At 60.4% G+C, this 18,246-nt stretch carries 9 protein-coding genes; 6 read left to right on the top strand and 3 right to left on the bottom strand.

Annotated elements, in window-relative coordinates; genetic code table 11:
• Window position 1: 1 nt before the first annotated feature.
• On the top strand, window positions 2–2,587 hold the full coding sequence (locus tag ABIC75_RS01960; RefSeq protein ID WP_436407865.1) for a glycoside hydrolase family 3 C-terminal domain-containing protein: 2,586 nt from the start codon (window positions 2–4) through the stop codon (window positions 2,585–2,587).
• 116 nt (window positions 2,588–2,703) lie between these two features.
• On the opposite strand, the gene ABIC75_RS01955 is transcribed toward ABIC75_RS01960, so the two are convergent.
• Entirely contained in the window at window positions 2,704–4,071 is a 1,368-nt protein-coding gene (locus ABIC75_RS01955; protein WP_354012184.1) for an alpha-L-fucosidase, read from the bottom strand.
• 641 nt (window positions 4,072–4,712) lie between these two features.
• On the opposite strand from ABIC75_RS01955, the gene ABIC75_RS01950 reads away from it, so the two are divergent.
• The 3 genes from ABIC75_RS01950 to ABIC75_RS01940 all read left to right on the top strand — a co-directional run bounded on the left by ABIC75_RS01950 (window position 4,713) and on the right by ABIC75_RS01940 (window position 9,783).
• Window positions 4,713–4,853: a hypothetical protein gene (locus ABIC75_RS01950; protein WP_354012183.1), complete on the top strand. Its 141-nt coding sequence runs from the start codon at window positions 4,713–4,715 to the stop codon at window positions 4,851–4,853.
• Between the two features lie 62 nt (window positions 4,854–4,915).
• Window positions 4,916–7,927, top strand: coding sequence for a TonB-dependent receptor plug domain-containing protein (locus tag ABIC75_RS01945; protein ID WP_354012182.1), 3,012 nt, complete (start codon window positions 4,916–4,918; stop codon window positions 7,925–7,927).
• Between the two features lie 353 nt (window positions 7,928–8,280).
• Window positions 8,281–9,783, top strand: a complete 1,503-nt coding sequence (locus ABIC75_RS01940) for an alpha-L-fucosidase (protein WP_436407864.1) — start codon at window positions 8,281–8,283, stop codon at window positions 9,781–9,783.
• Between the two features lie 1,091 nt (window positions 9,784–10,874).
• On the opposite strand, the gene ABIC75_RS01935 is transcribed toward ABIC75_RS01940, so the two are convergent.
• A complete protein-coding gene (locus tag ABIC75_RS01935) occupies window positions 10,875–13,391 on the bottom strand; it encodes a UvrD-helicase domain-containing protein (RefSeq protein ID WP_354012181.1) in 2,517 nt (838 codons plus the stop codon).
• A 247-nt stretch (window positions 13,392–13,638) separates the two neighbouring features.
• Window positions 13,639–14,547, bottom strand: coding sequence for a helix-turn-helix transcriptional regulator (locus ABIC75_RS01930; RefSeq protein ID WP_354012180.1), 909 nt, complete (start codon window positions 14,545–14,547; stop codon window positions 13,639–13,641).
• A 118-nt stretch (window positions 14,548–14,665) separates the two neighbouring features.
• On the opposite strand from ABIC75_RS01930, the gene ABIC75_RS01925 reads away from it, so the two are divergent.
• Both ABIC75_RS01925 and ABIC75_RS01920 read left to right on the top strand, forming a co-directional pair.
• Window positions 14,666–15,835 carry a metallohydrolase gene (locus ABIC75_RS01925; RefSeq protein ID WP_354012179.1) on the top strand — a complete coding sequence of 390 codons (1,170 nt, stop codon included), beginning with the start codon at window positions 14,666–14,668 and terminating at the stop codon, window positions 15,833–15,835.
• A gap of 3 nt (window positions 15,836–15,838) precedes the next feature.
• Window positions 15,839–18,121: a ThiF family adenylyltransferase gene (locus ABIC75_RS01920; RefSeq protein ID WP_354012178.1), complete on the top strand. Its 2,283-nt coding sequence runs from the start codon at window positions 15,839–15,841 to the stop codon at window positions 18,119–18,121.
• Window positions 18,122–18,246 lie beyond the last annotated feature (125 nt).

The raw sequence follows: 18,246 nt of genomic DNA, 5'->3' as shown, positions 1-18,246 counted from the left end.
AATGAAGCGATGGCATCGGGCCGGTCGGTTGGCGGCGCTCCTGTTCGGCGCGTCGCTGGCGACTTCCGCCTTGGCTGATGAAGCGACTGACCGCGCAAGCAGCCTGGTGGCGCGCATGACGCCAGCGGAGAAGATCGCGCAGTTGCAAAGTGCCGCGCCGGCGATTTCGCGGCTTGGCGTTCCCGCGTACGACTGGTGGAGCGAGGGGCTGCATGGCTTTGCGCGTTTTGGCGAGGCGACCGTGTTCCCGCAGGCGATCGGTCTTGCGGCGAGCTGGGATCCGGCCTTGCTTCACGCCGTGGGCGGGGTGGTCGCAACGCAGACGCGCGACAAGTTCCTCGCCACGGGGTTTGACAAGAATCATGGGCGCTACAACGGCCTGACGATCTGGTCACCCAACATCAATATCTTCCGCGACCCTCGCTGGGGGCGTGGCCAGGAGACCTATGGCGAGGATCCACGCCTGACGGCAACGCTTGCCGTGGCCTTCATCGAAGGGCTGCAGGGCGACGACCCGGCGCACCCCACGGTGATCGCCACGCCAAAGCACTTCGCCGTGCACAGCGGCCCGGAGCCAGGCCGTCATGGCTTCGACGTGGATGTGTCCGCGCACGATCTCGAAGACACCTATCTGCCGGCATTCCGCGCCGCGGTTGTCGACGGTCGTGCGGGCTCGATCATGTGTGCCTACAACGCCATTCATGGCGTTCCCGTCTGCGCCTTGCCGTGGCTGCTTGGCGAACGCCTGCGCAACGACTGGGGTTTCCAGGGCTTTGTCGTGTCCGACTGCGATGCGGTGGACGACATGACGATGTTCCATCACTACCAGAAGGACAACGCGGGCTCGGCCGCCAGTGCGTTGCGTGCGGGCACGGATCTGGATTGCGGTTCGGCTTATGCGGACCTGCGTGGCGCACTCGCAGACGGCAGGATCAGCGAGCACGACCTCGACGTGGCAGCGACCCGGCTGTTCACTGCGCGCTATCGACTTGGCATGTTCGACGCGTCCGCGCCAACGCCACGGGACGATGCCGAGGCGGATCGCGCGCTGGCATTGCGCGCAGCGGGCGAATCCATCGTGCTGCTGAAGAATCGCGCGAACACGCTGCCCCTGAAACCCGGCGGCCGCATCGCGGTAGTGGGGCCCAACGCCGATGCCTTGTCCGTGCTGGAGGCTAACTATCACGGCACGGCGCGGCAGCCTGTGACACCACTCGATGGCCTGCGCGCGTTATGGGGCGAACAAAACGTGCGCTACGCGCAGGGCGCCACGCTCGCCGAGGGCGTGACGGTTCCGATTCCCGAGACCGCGCTGCGAGGCGATGGGATGCATGTCACGCGCGGCCTCAAGGGCGAGTACTTTCGCGATGCACGCATCTCCGGCAAGCCGGCGTTCACGCGATTCGACAGCAAGGTGGACATGGATACGGATCACGCGCCACCTGCGGCCGGACTCGATGCGTCCCGCTACGCGGTGCGCTGGACCGGGCAGCTGTTGCCGCCTGGTGCAGGCGATTACACCCTGGCCGTGCGGATGGATCGATGCTTCGACTGTCGCGGGCACGATCCCGTGCGTCTTTATCTGGATGGCCAATTGATTGCCGGCAGCACGGGTGGCGATGAGCCGCCTTCGGTCAAGCTGCATTTTGACGACACGCATCCGCACGATCTGCGCCTGGAATGGGAACACAGCGGCGAGGATCAGGGCATCCATCTGGAATGGATGGCGCCCGCGGATGCGCAGCTCGCCGAGGCAGCAAGTGCGGCTGCCGACGCCGACGCCGTGGTCGCCTTCGTGGGCTTGTCGCCGGGTGTGGAGGGCGAGGAGCTGAAGGTCGATGTGCCAGGTTTCATGGGTGGCGACCGCACCGATATCGGTCTGCCTGCCTCGCAGCAGAAACTTCTTGAAACCGTTGCGGCCAGCAAGAAGCCGCTGGTAGTCGTCCTGATGAGTGGCAGTGCCGTGGCCTTGAACTGGGCGAGTGAGCATGCGGACGCCATCGTCGTGGCGTGGTATCCCGGCGAACAGGGCGGGCTGGCCGTGGCGCAAACGCTTGCCGGTGTCATGAGTCCCGCTGGCCGCCTGCCAGTGACGTTCTATCGCGACGTGCGCGATCTTCCGCCGTTCATCGATTACACGATGAAGGGCCGCACCTATCGCTACTTCAAGGGCGAACCGCTGTATGCGTTCGGCGATGGCCTGAGCTACACCACGTTCGCCTACGATGCGCCCGAGCTGTCCGCGCAAAGCCTGAAGGCGGGTGACTCACTCGACGTTGCAGTGAGTGTGCGCAACACCGGAACGCGAAGCGGCGATGAGGTGGTGCAACTCTATCTTGCATACCCTGACGCGCCCGATGCGCCGCGTCGGGCGCTGGTGGGGTTCCAGCGTGTTTCACTCGCAGCAGGCAAGCAGCGGACCGTGTCATTCCATCTCGATGCGCGCGCACTGAGCCTGGTGGATGCCGACGGCACGCGTGCCGTCAGGGCAGGGCGCTACGCATTGTTTGCGGGCGGCCACCAGCCCTCGGCGGGGCAGCTGCCTGCAACGTTCACCGTGACGGGCCACGCCGACGTGCCACGCTGAGCATGCCGATGAATGGCATGCTCGCTGCGCAATGTTTGCTCTTGTGGCGACTGCCGCGCAGGCGTCGCGGTCATGCCGCATCGGGCGCGCGTTCGGCGTTGCGGGCCGGCCGCCCTTCAGTTCGAAGGGAGCGGGCCCGCGTTGAACACCTGAAACTCGCGGATGGAAGCATCGCCAACGCTGGAGAGTATGTTCAATCGCACGCGCTGCGCGGTGACGCGCGGAAACACGTCGATCTTCATGTGGCCAATGGCTTCGGCGCTCGCTACTGCATGCCACGCCTTGCCGTCGAACACTTCGATGGCGTACTTGCGCACGTGCTGGCCGTCATCGAGCCATTCCATGGTGAGCGTACGGTCGAACGTCACCGGGTGGCCGAAATTCACTTCGAGCGTGGCATGCCGGGAGCCCGCCGGCGCGGACCAGAACGTATTCTTGTCGCCATCCAGCGCTGCCTCGATGTTCTCGTCCGTACCCACATGGTGGCGTGCCAGGTTGCTGGCGTCGCCATAACGCGCGCGCAGTGCCTTGCCAAAGGCTTCGAGGCGAGCGACGTCAGCGTCGGGGAGTCGGCCGTGGCGATCCGGCGCAATGCCCAGCATCAACTGGCCACCGCGTCCGACGCTGTTCTCCCAGGTATCCACGAGCTTGGCCACGCTCTTGAGTGTGCCCTCGTCATTCGGATGCCAGAACCAGTGCAGGTCGTGCAGCGGCGTGTCGACTTCCACCGGGCGCCAGCGCCGGTAGCCGTGGCGATCGATCACGTTCCAGTTCTCGCCTCGGATGTAACCATCCTCCTGCCCAACCCAGCGAAGGTCGCCGTACTCGAACAAGCCCATGTCGGCAAACACCATGGCATTGGGCTGGTAGGTGCGCAGCGTTTCGATGTAGCGCGGAAAATCGTAGACATGGCCTGCGCTGCCCGCGCCGTCCAGCCACCATTCGACGAGCGGCCCATAGTGCTGCGCCAGTTCCTCTACCTGCGCGCGGTAATACGCATCGTAGGCTTGCGGCTCCGCATAGCGGGGCTCATGCCTGTCCCACGGCGACAGGTACACGCCGAACTCCAGCCCTTCAGCACGGGCGGCGTCGGAAGCAAGACGAACCAGGTCACCCTTGCCGCCCATCCACGGGCTGCTCTTGACCGAGTAGTCACTCTGCGCCGTTGGAAACAACGCAAAACCGTCGTGGTGCTTGGCCACCATGACCATGTAGCGCGCACCCGCCGCGCGACTGGCTCGCGCCCACTGCAGCGCATCGACATGGTCGGGATTGAAAACCTTGGGATCGGCGGTGCCGTCGCCCCATTCGCGATCGAGGAAAGTGTTCGTGCCGAAATGGACGATTACGCCGAACTCCAGGTCCTGCCAGTGAATCTGCTGGGGCGAGGGCGTGATGTCCGTTGCCTCTTGGGCCGACGAGACGGTCGATGCGAAGGCCATGGCGAGAGCGGCGCCGAGGGCAGCTGGTAGAAAGCGCTTCATGCACCACCTTTGACAGAAAGTGTTTGGACGTAAAGACGTCCGTGAGTGGAGATGCATTAAAGGGCAGTGATCGTTTCGGTGTCAACGACATAAAGCGTCATCACGCAGGAGAAACTTGCACGAGTTTCTCTCCGTTGTGGCTTTGTCTTTTTGTCGCGTCGCGCTGGCGCCAAAGCCACGCTGGCACTGCGATGCACGCTACGTCGCAAGAGCTTGCCGCCCGTCGCTGCCCCGCAACGCCGCGACCCGTTGGGAGCGAATCTGTAAGCATCAAGACAGCTTCAGCCGAGCGGCCATTCGCCTCATATCCAAGCGAAATCATTGCCTGGGCAGTTGTTCGGCATTTGCTTGTTGCAATGCAACTTGCATCGATCTAGTTTCGCTTTATAACGGTATTTCCAATCAAATATGAACCTCTAGTTCGTATATAAATTCTTTCTTGCGACGGGAGCGGCGGGACCGATGCGGAGTGGGGCAGCAAGGGCGTGCAGGCATGCGGGGGCATGAGTCTGCCGTGGTGTTGGCGAACGCACTTGCGCGACAGCGCAGGTCCTTATCCAGGCTGGGCTTGTGCGGTTCCAGCGACTTGAGGGAGCGCAACGCGCGCGGGGATGGCACGAGGGCAACAAAGGGTATCGCGAATGGACGGCCTGCAGAAACGTCGTCAGGCCATCGCGCAGCGTCATCAAGAGCAGGACGGCATGAAGCGTCTATTCCGGATCAGGGACCGCGAGAGCGGACCGGCGCAGGCGAGCGAATACAGCGCACAAAGAAGTGAATAGAGCAGGCGAGCGCAAGGCTCAACAGCAATCACAACATTGAAGCTTTTCGGGGAGAGTCAACCATGAACAACATTCGTTTGCGACGCAGCGTACTCGCCAGTTCCCTGGCGCTGGCCCTTTTCGCGCCGCTCGCTTTCGCACAATCCGCGGCGTCCGGTGGTGATCCGTCATCCGCGCAGCAGTCGTCACCGGGCGCGCAGTCGTCCAGCAAGCCGGACAAGACGGTCGACCTGCAGGGCGTCACGGTCACCGGCTCGATGATTCCGCGCGCGCAAGTCGAAGGCCCGGCGCCCGTGGTCTCCGTCACGGCCGAGCAGATCAAGGACCAGGGCTTCACCACGCTGTGGGAATTCCTCGATTCGCTGCCGCAGGTGGGCCAGCAGACGTCGGATCCGGCCTCGTGGGGCTCCAGCTCGGTCAATGCGCGCTCGGTCAACCTGCGCGGCGTTGGCCCCGGTTTCAGCCTGCTGTTGATCGATGGCCATCGCGTGGTGGATTACCCGCAGCCGTTGAACAAGCAGAGCAACTTCCAGAACTACAACAACCTTCCCATCGGCATGATCGACCATGTCGAAATTCTCGCTTCCGGCGCTTCGTCCATCTACGGCTCGGATGCGGTGGCGGGCGTGATCAACGTGATCCTGAAGAAGAACTACCAGGGTGACGAACTGCAGATCACTGGCGGCGGCGCCACGCGTGGCGGCCGCAACTACGGCGACATCAATTTCTTCGGCGGCAAGTCCGGCAGCAACTGGCACATCCTCTACAACCTCGAACAGTCCAACCGCACGGCGCTGTGGGGCAAGGATCGTCCGTATCAGGATTCGGTGTCCGATGCAGGCTATGGCGCCTGGGGCCCGGCATCGCGCATGTTTGGCTATCAGTACGACGCGGCTGGCGCGATTGCGCTCTCGGCGACGGATGCCAACGGCATGTACATCACGCCGCCGGCCGGCACTTGCTCGAAGTTCACCAACTCGCAGCTGAGCCAGTCGCACTCGGTGACCACCAACGGCACGCAGATCGCCAGCGTGACCAACAACGGTTACTACTGCTCGCAGCCCGCGCTGTTCCAGAACTGGGTGCTGACGCCTGGCAGCCGCAGCCAGAACGGTTATATCGCCGGCGAGTACGACTTCAGCAATGGCTTGCAGCTGTATGGTTCGGCCGCTCTCTACGACACCACCGGCATCTCCAACACCCAGTTGCCGGTGGAAGTGACCGGCCAGTTTTACGATCAGAGCACGGGGCAGGTGATCAACCAGGCGATCCGCCAGTTGACCGCGCAGGAGATGGGCACGGCGGCCAATACGCATGACCGCGAACAGAACTGGAACCTGCAGGTTGGCCTGATAGGCACCCTGTTCGACAACCGCTTCAACTGGGATTTCAATCTCAACAGCCAGAAGTACACGGTGCGCGAAGACTATACGGGCATCAACATCGATGGCATGAACAACTTCTTCCTCGGCAAGCAGCAGGGCACCACGGCCGATGGCCTGCCGATCTACAACATGAACTGGCAGCAGTGGTGGAATCCGATCACGCCGCAGCAGTACGGCCAATTCGCGGTCAACGGCGAAAACACGTCGTCGTCGTGGCTGGATCAGGCGCAGTTCCGCATCAACGGCGATCTGTTCAAGCTGCCGTGGGTGGACGAGTCCGTGGGTTGGGCTGCAGTGCTCGAAGCCGCGCACAACGGCTTCCTGCTTTCGCCGGACCCGCGCTCTGCCGATCCGAGCACGTTCCAGAATCCGTTCGGCGCGTATCTCACCGGCGGCGGCACGCGTCAGCGCTTCTCGCTGGGCACCGAGTTCCGCGTGCCGATTCTCGATTCGCTGACCTGGACCATTTCCGGTCGCGGCGACAAGTACAACGATGCCAGCAAGGCGGACGTGGCCAAGACCTGGGGCACGGGCCTGGAGTACCGCCCGTACGACGGCCTGCTGCTTCGCGGCAGCTACGGCACCAACTTCAAGGCGCCGGACATGCAGGCCATCTACCTGACCGGCTCCACGTCGCCGGTGGGTGATTACCTCGATCCTCTGCAGTGCATCAACGCCATCAAGTCCGGCGTGTCCAACAGCACGTGGTGCAGCCTGGTGCAGCGCCCGACCTCGCAGTACTACAACTTGAACACCAACGGCAGCCGCCTGCTTGAACCGCAGACCGGCCATTCCTGGACCTATGGTTTCGTGTGGCAGATTCCGGGCGTGCAGGGTCTTTCGGTGTCGGCCGACTACTGGCACATGGGCGTGGACAACGCCATCGAGTACCTCGACAAGGACACCGTGCTGGTCGACGAAGCCGGTTGCTTGACCGGCCTGCAGGCCAACGGCACCTCGGCGTTGTCGCCGTATACGGCGCACGTGCCGGGTTCAGCGTATTGCCAGATGGTCACGCAGATGGTTACGCGTAACGCGGCCGGCCAGATCATTTCGGAGAACTCCGGCCCGATCAACGAGGCATCGCTGTACGTCAGCGGCATCGACGCGTCGCTGGATTACAAGATCCACACCGACGATTACGGCAACTTCCGCGCCGGCATCAACTACACCGACAACCTCTCGTACAAGCAGCGCGTGCTGGCTTCCGATCCGTTGCAGAACACGCGTTACAACAACGTCGCGAGTCGCATGACCTGGATCGCCGACTGGACCAAGGGCGACTGGGATGTGTCGATCTCCGGCGTGCGCGACGGCAGCATGCGCGCTCCGAACTACGCCGGTTGCGTCGTGTTGCCCAACGGCATCCAGCCGGGCATGGTCAACGTGCAGAATGGCAGCGAGTCGATCAGCACGGGCGTGTGCCAGGTAACGCAGGATGGCAACCCGGTGACCGTGGATTCCGCCACGTACCGCGGTCGCACGCCGGTGTGGATCACCTGGAACACTGCGATCGGCTGGAAGATGAACCCGGATACCACGCTGAAGCTCACGGTATCCAACATCTTCGACAAGGTTGGCGCGATTCCGTACTACGCCGGCGGCTTCGAGTTCGTCACCACCGGACAGACCGCCGATGAATACAACGGTCGCGAAATCTTCCTGACGTTCGACTACAAGTTCAAGTAAGACCGTGTTTCCCTGCCTGTCTCAGGCATGACTCCCCCCGGGTCTGACGGGACGGCCTCGGTACCGCCGAGGTCGTCCCACTCAGGTTCGCAAGGGCAGGGGAGGCGCACTCCGCACGACTGGCGCCTTCCGGTGTGAATCAAGGAGTGGGGCGTATGCCGTTCCGGAAGAAGTACTCTCGCGAAAACACCGTTTTCGCTGGGCTTGCGCGTTTTGCCAGACCTTCCTCCGTGTCACGGCGTAACCACCGTTGGCTAGGTGTGGCTTGCGCGCTATGTGCAACGGCAGCCATCGCCAGCGATCCGCCATCACGTTTCGTACCGCCAGACGCAGCCACGATCGAGCGCCAATGGGTGGAAGCGAACCGTCCTTTCGATGGCGCGCGTCAAGCCGTGCTTGCGCAAACGCATAAGGCGGCCTGGCAGGGCGCCGTGTCGCCGAACTGGAAGAGCCTGACCGCGTATCGCACGCCATCGTGGTACCAGGATGCGAAGTTCGGCATCTTCATCCACTGGGGCGTGTATTCCGTGGCGGCGTACAAGGGCGAGTGGTATCCGCGCCACATGTACGAACGCAGCGGCGAGTACGCCAATTACTACCTGCATCAGGTGAGCACGTATGGAGCGATGCCGCAGGTCGGCTACAAGGATCTGATCCCGCGATTCAAGGCAGAACATTTCGATCCGCAGGCGTGGGCCGCGTTGTTCCACGCGGCAGGTGCGCGCTACGTGGTTCCGGTGGCCGAGCACCATGACGGCTTCGCCATGTACGACTCCAAGCTATCCGACTGGACGGCCGTGAAAATGGGGCCGCATCGCGATGTGATCGGCGAGCTCGCCAAGGCTATTCGCGCGCAAGGCATGAAGCTTGGCTTGTCGTCCCATCGCGCGGAACACGATTGGTTCTACGAATACGGCCGCAGCTTCGACTCGGACGTCAACGATCCGAAGTACGCCGCACTTTATGGGCCGGCGCATCCCACCGAAGGAGCCAAGGGTGCCGACGGCAAAGACGTGGACTGGACCTTCGTTTCGGACGCCTATCTCGACGACTGGCTCGCGCGCTCTTCCGAAATCGTGCAGGACTATCACCCGGATCTGATGTACTTCGATTGGTGGGTAGGCCAGCCGCGCTTTCGCGGTGCGCTCGCCGAGTTTGCCGCGTTCTACTACAACCAGGCCGCCTCGCGTGATCAGGGCGTGGTGCTCAACTACAAGCTCGACAACATGATGCCCGGCACCGGCACGTTGAACATCGAGCGAGGGCAGGCCGCCGATATCCTTGCACAGCCATGGCAGACCGAAACCTCCGTAAGCCCGGACTCCTGGGGCTATGCCGAAGGCGACTCCTACAAGTCACCCGACGAAATCGTCCAGCTGCTCGCCGACGTGGTGAGCAAGAACGGCAACTTGCTGTTGAACATCGGTCCTAAAGCCGATGGCACGATTCCCGACGAAGCCAGGAACATCCTGCTGGCCGTGGGCCAATGGCTGAAGACAAACGGCGAAGCCATCTACGGCTCACGTCCATGGCAATGCTTCGGCGAAGGCCCAACCCAGGTCGCCGCCGGCACCATGCAGGACACCAAGACCAAACCCTATACGCCCGACGACTTCCGATTCACTACCCATGATGGCCAGCTCTACGCCATCGAAATGGAATGGCCCGCGAATGGCCAGGCGCTGATTCATTCCATCACGCCATCCATGGCGGTTCGAAAAGTAACCTTGCTGGCTACAGGCACATCGATCGCATTCCAGCAGAAAGCCGATGGTTTGCACCTTGAGCTGCCGAAGCGTCCGCCCGGGCCGCGAGGCTACGTGTATCGCATCGAGATGGCGGGAGTCGGACGGTAAAGCGGGCAACTACTAGTCCCGTGCGGGAAGCCGATTTGCGTATCCAAGAAGCAGGGAATGCCGCGGTGCTGATGCCGGGCTCAGGTGTCGGTGCCCCTAATTGGCGTCACAAGCCATCGCTGAAGCTAAAGAATAGCAAAAACAATAGCATGCGGACCCGGCCCGTGATCGGCGATTCCAAAGATGGTCACCTGGCGACACCTATCCAGCGCATTTAGCGGCCCAGTGCCGTCAAAGCAGCGCACACCTATGTCATTGATTCAGTGAATTTATGCGATTTTATGCAACTCCGCATAATTATGCAGAGACGCATAATTTGGTGCCTCGCCTGCCTAATTAGGGATGGCAAGAATGGCGGCAAGGCCAATCATTATTGCGGCCCCAACGCCGACAACTCTCTGGCGTGATGTGCGCGACTCCGCATTCCCGCCCTAGCCAGGTGTGGCCCGCCCCGGAAGTTGTCGCCAGGCTAGCTGCAGAGGTCGCTCCGGCCAGCTATGCACCTGTTCCTTAGGCCATCTACCGCCAAGGCCAGTGACCCCTGGTGACCAACCTTGTCGGAACCGTCTGCGCCTAGCAGGTAGTGACATTTATCGCGATCGCTTAGACCACGCAGTGAATCTGACCGGCGCCATTCCCTTGGAGGTCATGGTGACCTTCATCTTCTCGTGCCCGCGCGCGTCCTGCGGGCGCCATCCAATCACCGTCGTGTTCGCCAGGCTCTTAGCCCCTGGCTGGTGCCGACTGTCACGAATCTATTGCTCCGGTCTTCACTTCAAATAAGAGGCTTTCATGCAACTTGCTACGTCCCATCCTGTAATCGATAAGCCGTGTACCGAACGCCTCCGCGAGAATCGAGGTCGCCGCCGGCGAATTAGCCGCGCAATAGCCGGGCGCGTGGCCCGGCTGCTTGAGCAATACGAAAACGGGGAGCAAATGGGCCCCTGGGGTGCGGAGTCCGCAGCGTTTGAAATCGAATGCCTGTTCGGGATCGATCGCCGACAAACACTTCAGTATTTCATAGCCGTCGAGGCTGAGGCCGAAACTCTCAGCTTGTACAGCGGCGAGCTAAGTCGTTGTCAGCGCTTGTTTCATGGCAATTGCATGGTGACGCCGCGACTTCCATAGGCCTCGGCGGAGTACGACGACTGAAGGTTCTCGACGGCCCATAGAACCCGGCGCTTCCCTCGAGTGACACCAACATACGCGAGTCGGAGAGCCTCATCAGCCTGTGCATTGTCGTATGTCACTCCGATAGGGAAGCGTCCGCTGCTCTCATACACCGCGTTTCGGAATGGATGGGTTTCGCCCGGGCTACAGTCGCCAACCATGATGGCCACGGTCGCCTGCAATCCTTTGGCGCGGTGATATGTCATCAGCCTGAGACCGATCCTTTTCTCCAACGCGTTTTTAAGCGCGCGACGCGTCGAGTTGCTTCGCGTCATAACAATTACTCGCTCCAAAGGATCGCCGCCAACTGACACTGCGTACTCATACTGCTCATAAATTATTGGAACCAGTTTCTTCGCAAGCCACTCATTGATATCGGTTCCGTCCTTCACTGGCTTCTTTCCGTACTGAATGATGCGGACACCATGATCGGAGTCTGTTCCGAGATGTGGTGAGTCACAGTGCTTGTCTGTCTTTTCGACAATGCGCTCCGTCAGAAGCGTTGCATCGTCAACGATCTCTTTGGTGCTTCGGAAATTTGTTCCCATCTCAAGCTGTCCCGATGGACCGAGCTTAGAATCAGAACGAAAGTATGCCCCGAAATTCATAAATAGCTCGGGCGAGCTGCCTCGCCAGCTATAGATCGATTGCCAGTCGTCGCCGATGGCCATGATGCTGATGGGCCGATTGGGCGCTTGCTTTCGAAGGCGTCTTTGCGCGGCCGTCAGCCAATCGACAATCAAGGGCGAAATATCTTGGAACTCATCGACCAAGAGGTGACGCATTCTCGACAACACGGATGGATCAACATGCATCGTGTCGATCTGCGACGCCGCCTGCATGAACGTCCGGTCGAAGGTGATGACGCCCGCATCATTGAGGGTGTTCTCGAAGTATCCCCAGAAAATCCCAAGCGCAGTCGCGAAGTCGTGCTCGGATGGCATGAACGTACTGAATGCGGGCAGCTCATTGAGAAGCCCAATGACATCGCGACCCATCGAAGAAATGAAGCCGGCTTGCTGGAGGAACGCCTTAGGCAGCGGGGATCCGGATTTCTCTCCCGGCAAGCGGAACATGAACTTTGGAGGGTTCTCTTCGTCAGCGGCCTTCGAGGTCCCTGCATGACGCCGTGCCAACGTTTCGACGTGGCGAAGATCATCCGGCGTCTTAATGACTAAGTACTGAGACTCGCAGTAGAGCGAGAAAATATTCTGTCGGACGCGTGCCACCGCACCGAGGGTCATCTGGTCCTTTCCTGGCGGTCCAAACAGGCCTTCACCAGCACCCTTGGGGCAGGCCAAGACAATAAGTGGGCCGTCTTCACCAATTCGGGCGTCAGCAAAGAAGGGGTATCCGTTTACGGAGAAAGCCTGAATTCGCTCATTCTCGACGCCGCAGTCCGAGGGGAGCGGCCAGCCCAAAGCAGCCCATGAAGAACTCAAGGTATCTGATAGCTGAGCGTCGCGATCCGACGCCGAACGAATGGTCCGGGCGGGATAATTGCTCGCCGCTTTCTTTGAGTGAGGGTTCCTGTCTTCCAGAGAGTACGCCAGCAGCTGGAAAACGAGGCGGCGAAATCGACGATCGTCCCGGTAGGCAGCTCGATAAGCGGTGTCCAATAGCGTCGCTTGCGGCTCTGAGAGATCGGTTGCGATCAGAGGATTGTCAACCTCAATAGTGGCGATCTCCTCCTCGGACACTTCGTCCCTATCGTCCAGGATCTCAAAGAACTGACGGCCTGGCATGGCCTTTCGCGTTAGGCGTATAAGCAGTGAGTGAAAGGTCGAGACGTTGGGTCGGAGGGACTCGGGGTCAATCTCCTTCCTCTGCCAATGGCCAAGAACACGGGCGAGTTTCTCGCGGAGTTCCTCGCACGAGGCCTTCGTAAATGAGACCACGGTCACCTGGTCCAGCCGGATACCCATGTGTTGGACCATGAACACCACGCGGAGGATCAGGGTTGTCGATTTGCCCGACCCTGCGCCGGCTGAGACACAGGTTGACGGGTGATCCGCAAAAATCATCCGCCACTGATCGACTGTAGGCTCCGCAAGAATTTTTGCGTCGACAGCAGCGCGTACTTCGGCACGCATTCTTTCCATGGAGACTTCGGTTACAGGGAACCTGGAGGGGCCGTATAGAGTGTCTTCCATGAATTTGGGGCGAAACGGCGTGCGCTCATCGACCAACGTGAACACCGACGAGCCAGCCGTTAAGCCGGCCTGGTAGCCATCTTCGTAACCCTTTTGGTGGCCCTCGGTGCGGCCACTTTCCTGTCCTTCTTGATAGCCCTTGCCGTACCCATCTTGTCTGGCTTTTCGAGCGCTCTCTTCGCGAGCGCTCTGTAGCATCGCTCCAATTTCGGATGAGAGACGCTTGATTGCCCACTGTTTGACTGTCTTCTTGACCTTTTCGCCTACCGCTGCAGACAAACTCAAAACCGTCACTCCCTGTGGCATTAATCACGTAGTACTGCTACGCCTGTATCGGCGGGATGTGAGTAATCTGTAGTTGCCAAATGAGCGAATCGGCTCCGTTGCGTGCACCATCGAACTGAACCAGCGAAGCACATGGCACGTCAGTGCGCCCAGGGGATACAGCGGCGATGCTCTGCACAAATGCAGAAGCCGTCTTCTGTAGACGCGGGCAACAAAATCGTTACCGTTTGCGATCAGCGCTGCCGGCTCACTTTCCTGTGCCCGACGAAGGATCTGCCAACTCAGGAACGTAGGCTACAAGCGCTTCACGATTCAGCAAGACGATCTGTTGTTCGGCCGCGGGCCTTGGCACCGAGGAAGCCACGCCGAGGCGTTTGAGCAAGTAGTACACCAGCGCCTGGCGAGTCGGGATCTTCAGCTGATCGCCAGTCATTCCATAGTCAAGCGCAATAACCCGCCGCTGCCCCTCGCTCAAATCAGGATGCGGACCGATGATTACATCCAACTCCTGGTCCCAGGCCTCGTCCGCCGGAACCGGATCTTCGGAAGGGTCGCCGAGCGAGAGCGACAAAATACGCGCGAATACGAAATCGCGGTATGCGCGCCGTAAGTGGCAATAGCCGCGTATATGCCATCGCGCACCATCGTAACCGAGTGTCCGCGGACTAATTAAGCGCTCGGAGGGGTCGGGGTGGCTAACGGCCTGGTAGTGGATTTGTAGCGTCCGCTGTTCACGGATAGCGGAGAGTGTTTGGCGCAAGTAGTTCTCCGGTACCGATCGCGCCGGATGGCGAACCACGTCGGTCTCGGGAGTTGCGCCCAAGAAGCTAAGGTCGGGCGACAGCACCTTCAGTGTCAGCGCATAGAGTTCCGCCAAATATCGATCGCTAGTCGCCTCGGCGAAGACCGGCTTAAAAGATGCTTGAGCCACATAGGTCTTCTGCGACGGGTCGTACTGCATGTTCGCCGGAGCCAAGTCCATGTACTTAGCCAAATCCAGCGAAGCCTGGGGTATCGAGATACTGAAGAAGTCCGTAAGAGCCGAACGATTCAGTCGTCCCTCCCAGGCGAGCCGGGTATCGATGAATTCCAGTCGACGGTCTTGGCCCCAGCGGCCACGAGGCGATCTCACTGACTCCAACTCATTGTTTTTCATGCAAACACCTGAAAAGCGCAAGATATAACGTGACTAATGATTGTATCCATATAACCATTAGACGTATCATAGCACGCGGCCGGCCCTTCTGCCGCCCTAACCGCGTGAGGATGGCTGAATGAGTGCGATGGTCACGTTTTTCCCTGTGGGCTGCGGCGACATGGCGCTGATTCGCCTTGCCGATGAGCCTGCCACCCACGTGCTGGTGGACGTCAATATCCGCGTAGCGGCCGATGATGATGCGGACGACACGCGCGATGTAGCTAAGGATCTTCGCGATCGCCTGCCGCGCGACGCAAAGGGGCGCCCTTATGTGGACGCATTTCTGCTAAGTCATCCGGACAAAGATCACTGCACCGGGCTGGAGAAGCATTTCCACTTGGGCCCCATCGACGAGTATCCGTCCGATGACCAGCCGGATGCGGAGAAGAAGATTGTTATCCGCGAGATATGGTCATCGCCCATGGTCTTTCGTCGCGCCTCCAAGAATCACACGCTGTGTGCGGACGCCAAAGCCTTCAATCGGGAAGCTAAGCGGCGCGTGCAGCGCTTCCGCGATGGCAAGCTATTGATCGATGGCGAGCGCGTGCTGATCTTGGGTGAGGATGAGAATGGTAAGACTGACGATCTCGGCACAATCTTGATCAAGACCGGCGACAAATTTCGCACAATCAACGGCCGCTGGAGCAGCTATTTCGAGGCACACCTACTCGCGCCAATGCCCAGGCAGGATGATGACGATGAGGAGCTACTGTCGAAGAATCACTCCAGCACCATCCTCAATATGCAGCTCGCGTCATCCGCACTACATCCGGATAGCTGCCGCTTCCTGACTGCCGGTGATGCGGAAGTTGCGATCTGGGAGCGCCTGTGGAGTCGCTACAAGGCGACGCCAGATGTGTTGGCTTACGATCTCCTGCTCGCACCTCACCACTGTTCATGGCATTCCCTTTCGTACGACAGTTGGTCCAGGCTTGGGGAAAAGGTCAAGGTTTCTCCCGACGCACGATCCGCCCTAGGTCAGGCGCGCTTCGGTGCCAGGATTGTGGCTAGCTCCAAACCGATCAAGGACGACGATTCCGATCCGCCGTGCATTCGTGCCAAGCGCGAATACAAGGCAATTCTTGGGGATCACAGCGGTATATTTCATTGCACAGGGGAAGAGCCAAATGCGAGGTCTCCCGAACCCTTGGAAATGGAAATTTCCGCGTCTGGTGTCCGGCGAAAGGAAGCGCGAGCCCGTGGTGTGGCCGCAGTGACCGCGGCGGCGGCGCCACGAGCGGGATGATCCATGGCATTCCTTGAATGCGGCCTGCCGCTATCCGGCGATGTGGCCTCCCTGCCTGTGGATTCTCCCTTTCTTGCGCTGCTGCGAGCCTGCGAGAAGCATCCCGACGTTGACGTTGTAGAGCTGCGTCGCGCTCCTGATGGGGAGTCTTGGCACGCCATTGTCGTGGACATCGGTGACGGTACTGTCGCCGCCCGGAACGATGTAGGTATTCATCCGCGAGAACGCTTGGCGTTAGTCCATCGCCCCGGCGCATCGATGCCCTTCGAGGCGCGCCCGCTCCGCAGCGATTTTCCAGAAACGCTGCATCAAAACGGCGTACTTCAAGGCGAGCTCCGCTCGCTATGCCTTTATGACGTCCCATGGTCGAGTCTGGAGCGTACCTGGACGCCGGGCCAGTTCCTGACGCGGGTATTGCAGTGGCTAGAAAAGACGGCCGATGGAACACTGCATGCTCGTGATCAGGCATTGGAGCAGCTGTTCTTTGATTCTGGCTGGCGAGTGCTGTTGCCGGTCGGATTCGGTGACGCCATCCAGGATCAAAACAAAACGTTGCGATTGCGTTTGCTCAGCGAAACTGCGGAGCGAGTGACACTCGCGGCGTCATTTGATGTCGACGAATCAACCCCGGGCGTAACACCACCCCTGCAACTCCTAACGTTCGAAATTTCCGGCGTCACACATCCGCCCGTTCAGTACTTGCCAAAAACGCTTGGTGACCTCGAGGATCGGTTGGTACAGGTGGGCACGTCTGTGTTTCCGGCGTTGATTGAAGAACTGTATCGGTTGGCGGCCGGTGAGGGCCTCCTAGTGACTGCTGCCGAAAGCCGGATCAACATCCTGATGCTGATTCGGATCCCTCGGTTGCGCGATGGGGTCACCGAGCGGCTCGATGTTTTGGCGTTTTTGGTCGAGACAGACCTGGCTCGTCTGGGGCTTGCGATGGGCGTCCTCTACCAAGGTCAGCCGGGTGGACACGTTTTCCGCGCCGTCGCTCTTCAAGGGGATGTAGGGCAAGCATCATCCTTGGCAGTCACTCCTTCGAGCGACTGGCGAGACATTCGGGTTACACAAATGCATGTCCGCCATCGAGTAGATCGCGCGGCCGCTCGCGGCTGGTCCGGTCTGCCTGAGGGGAGCGGCAAGTTTCGGGGCCTGCTCGCAGGTGCCGGAGCCCTAGGTAGCACCCTCGCGCTCCTATGGGCACGTGAGGGTTGGGGATCCTGGACACTGGTCGACCCCGACATGCTCGATCCACACAACGTTGTTCGCCATCAAGCTTTTGACATCAGTGTGGGACGGTCGAAATCGGAAGTGGTCGGTGCGCTTATGCAGTCCGCCCTCGGCGAGAGGGATCCGCAACTGCAGACGATCCGAGGAAAGGCCAATGACTGCGAGCACGAAGCGCTCGTCGCTGCAATTGCGAGCGCCGACTTACTAATCGATGCCACGACCTCTCTCGAGGTACCGCGCGATTGGTCACTGCAAGACGTTCCACGGACTGCATCAGTCTTCCTTACACCTTCCGGCGGCAGCTCTGTGCTTCTCATCGAGGACGCGGCTAAGCACTTGAGGGTAGCGGCGCTTGAGGCCCAGTACTATCGCGCCGTATTACGACAGGAATGGGGCGAAGCTCATTTGCAAAGCACAGCCGAGATACGTGTGGGGGCAGGCTGCAGGGATCGTTCGCTGGTCATGTCCGCTACCCGAATCACGCTGCACGGTGCGCTGCTGAACCAGGGCTTGCAGCGCGCAGCCGAGGCAAGTTCAGCGGCTATCCGCGTATGGTCGTTGGATGGGTCTGCGGGCAGTGTCCACTGCTATGACGTCCCTCCTTGCGAAGTGCGGCAGTCTTCCGCTGTCGGGTGGACTATTTACTGGGACGTCGACTTGGAATCCCACCTGCAATCGCTAAGGGCTCTGGCGCTTCCCAACGAAACGGGCGGCATCTTGGTCGGCGTGACCGATCACAAGGCTCGCACCATTTATCTTGTCGACGCTTATCACGCTCCCTTGGACAGCGTTGCAACTCCTAGAGAGTTTATTCGGGGGAAGGAGGGCGTCGCAGATCTTCGCCTGCGTTGTGTTACGCGAACTCGCGGCATGGTGGACTACGTTGGCGACTGGCATTCCCACCCCCGTCACGCCTCCGCCAGGCCAAGTCAGACTGACTTAAAGCTGGTGGACGACTTGGCTCAAACCCTTTCCGCAGACGGCGTCCCGGCCATCATGGTCATCGCCGGCGACAAGGGGAGTCTGACCATTACGTTGCGCGAATCACATTAGGCAGGATTGCGACTCAATTACTTATCGCATCAGTGCGGCGCCGTGCGCCGCGAGGATCAGCCCGGGTGCTCGCATGAACGATTGCTACGAAACGTATTTCCTTTCCACTCCAGAACAGGAAGAGA

Origin of the sequence: Dyella japonica (genome assembly GCF_040545895.1) — a bacterium.
Lineage (GTDB): Bacteria > Pseudomonadota > Gammaproteobacteria > Xanthomonadales > Rhodanobacteraceae > Dyella > Dyella japonica_D.
The sequence above is the reverse complement of the archived record's forward strand: the minus strand, read 5'-3'. Positions and strand labels throughout refer to the sequence as shown.

Coding starts and splice junctions, on each gene's coding strand:
- ABIC75_RS01960 (WP_436407865.1), top strand. CDS start 2: ATGAAGCGATGGCATCGGGCCGGTCGGTTGGCGGCGCTCCTGTTCGGC.
- ABIC75_RS01945 (WP_354012182.1), top strand. CDS start 4,916: ATGAACAACATTCGTTTGCGACGCAGCGTACTCGCCAGTTCCCTGGCG.
- ABIC75_RS01955 (WP_354012184.1), bottom strand. CDS start 4,071: ATGAAGCGCTTTCTACCAGCTGCCCTCGGCGCCGCTCTCGCCATGGCC.
- ABIC75_RS01925 (WP_354012179.1), top strand. CDS start 14,666: ATGAGTGCGATGGTCACGTTTTTCCCTGTGGGCTGCGGCGACATGGCG.
- ABIC75_RS01930 (WP_354012180.1), bottom strand. CDS start 14,547: ATGAAAAACAATGAGTTGGAGTCAGTGAGATCGCCTCGTGGCCGCTGG.
- ABIC75_RS01950 (WP_354012183.1), top strand. CDS start 4,713: ATGGACGGCCTGCAGAAACGTCGTCAGGCCATCGCGCAGCGTCATCAA.
- ABIC75_RS01920 (WP_354012178.1), top strand. CDS start 15,839: ATGGCATTCCTTGAATGCGGCCTGCCGCTATCCGGCGATGTGGCCTCC.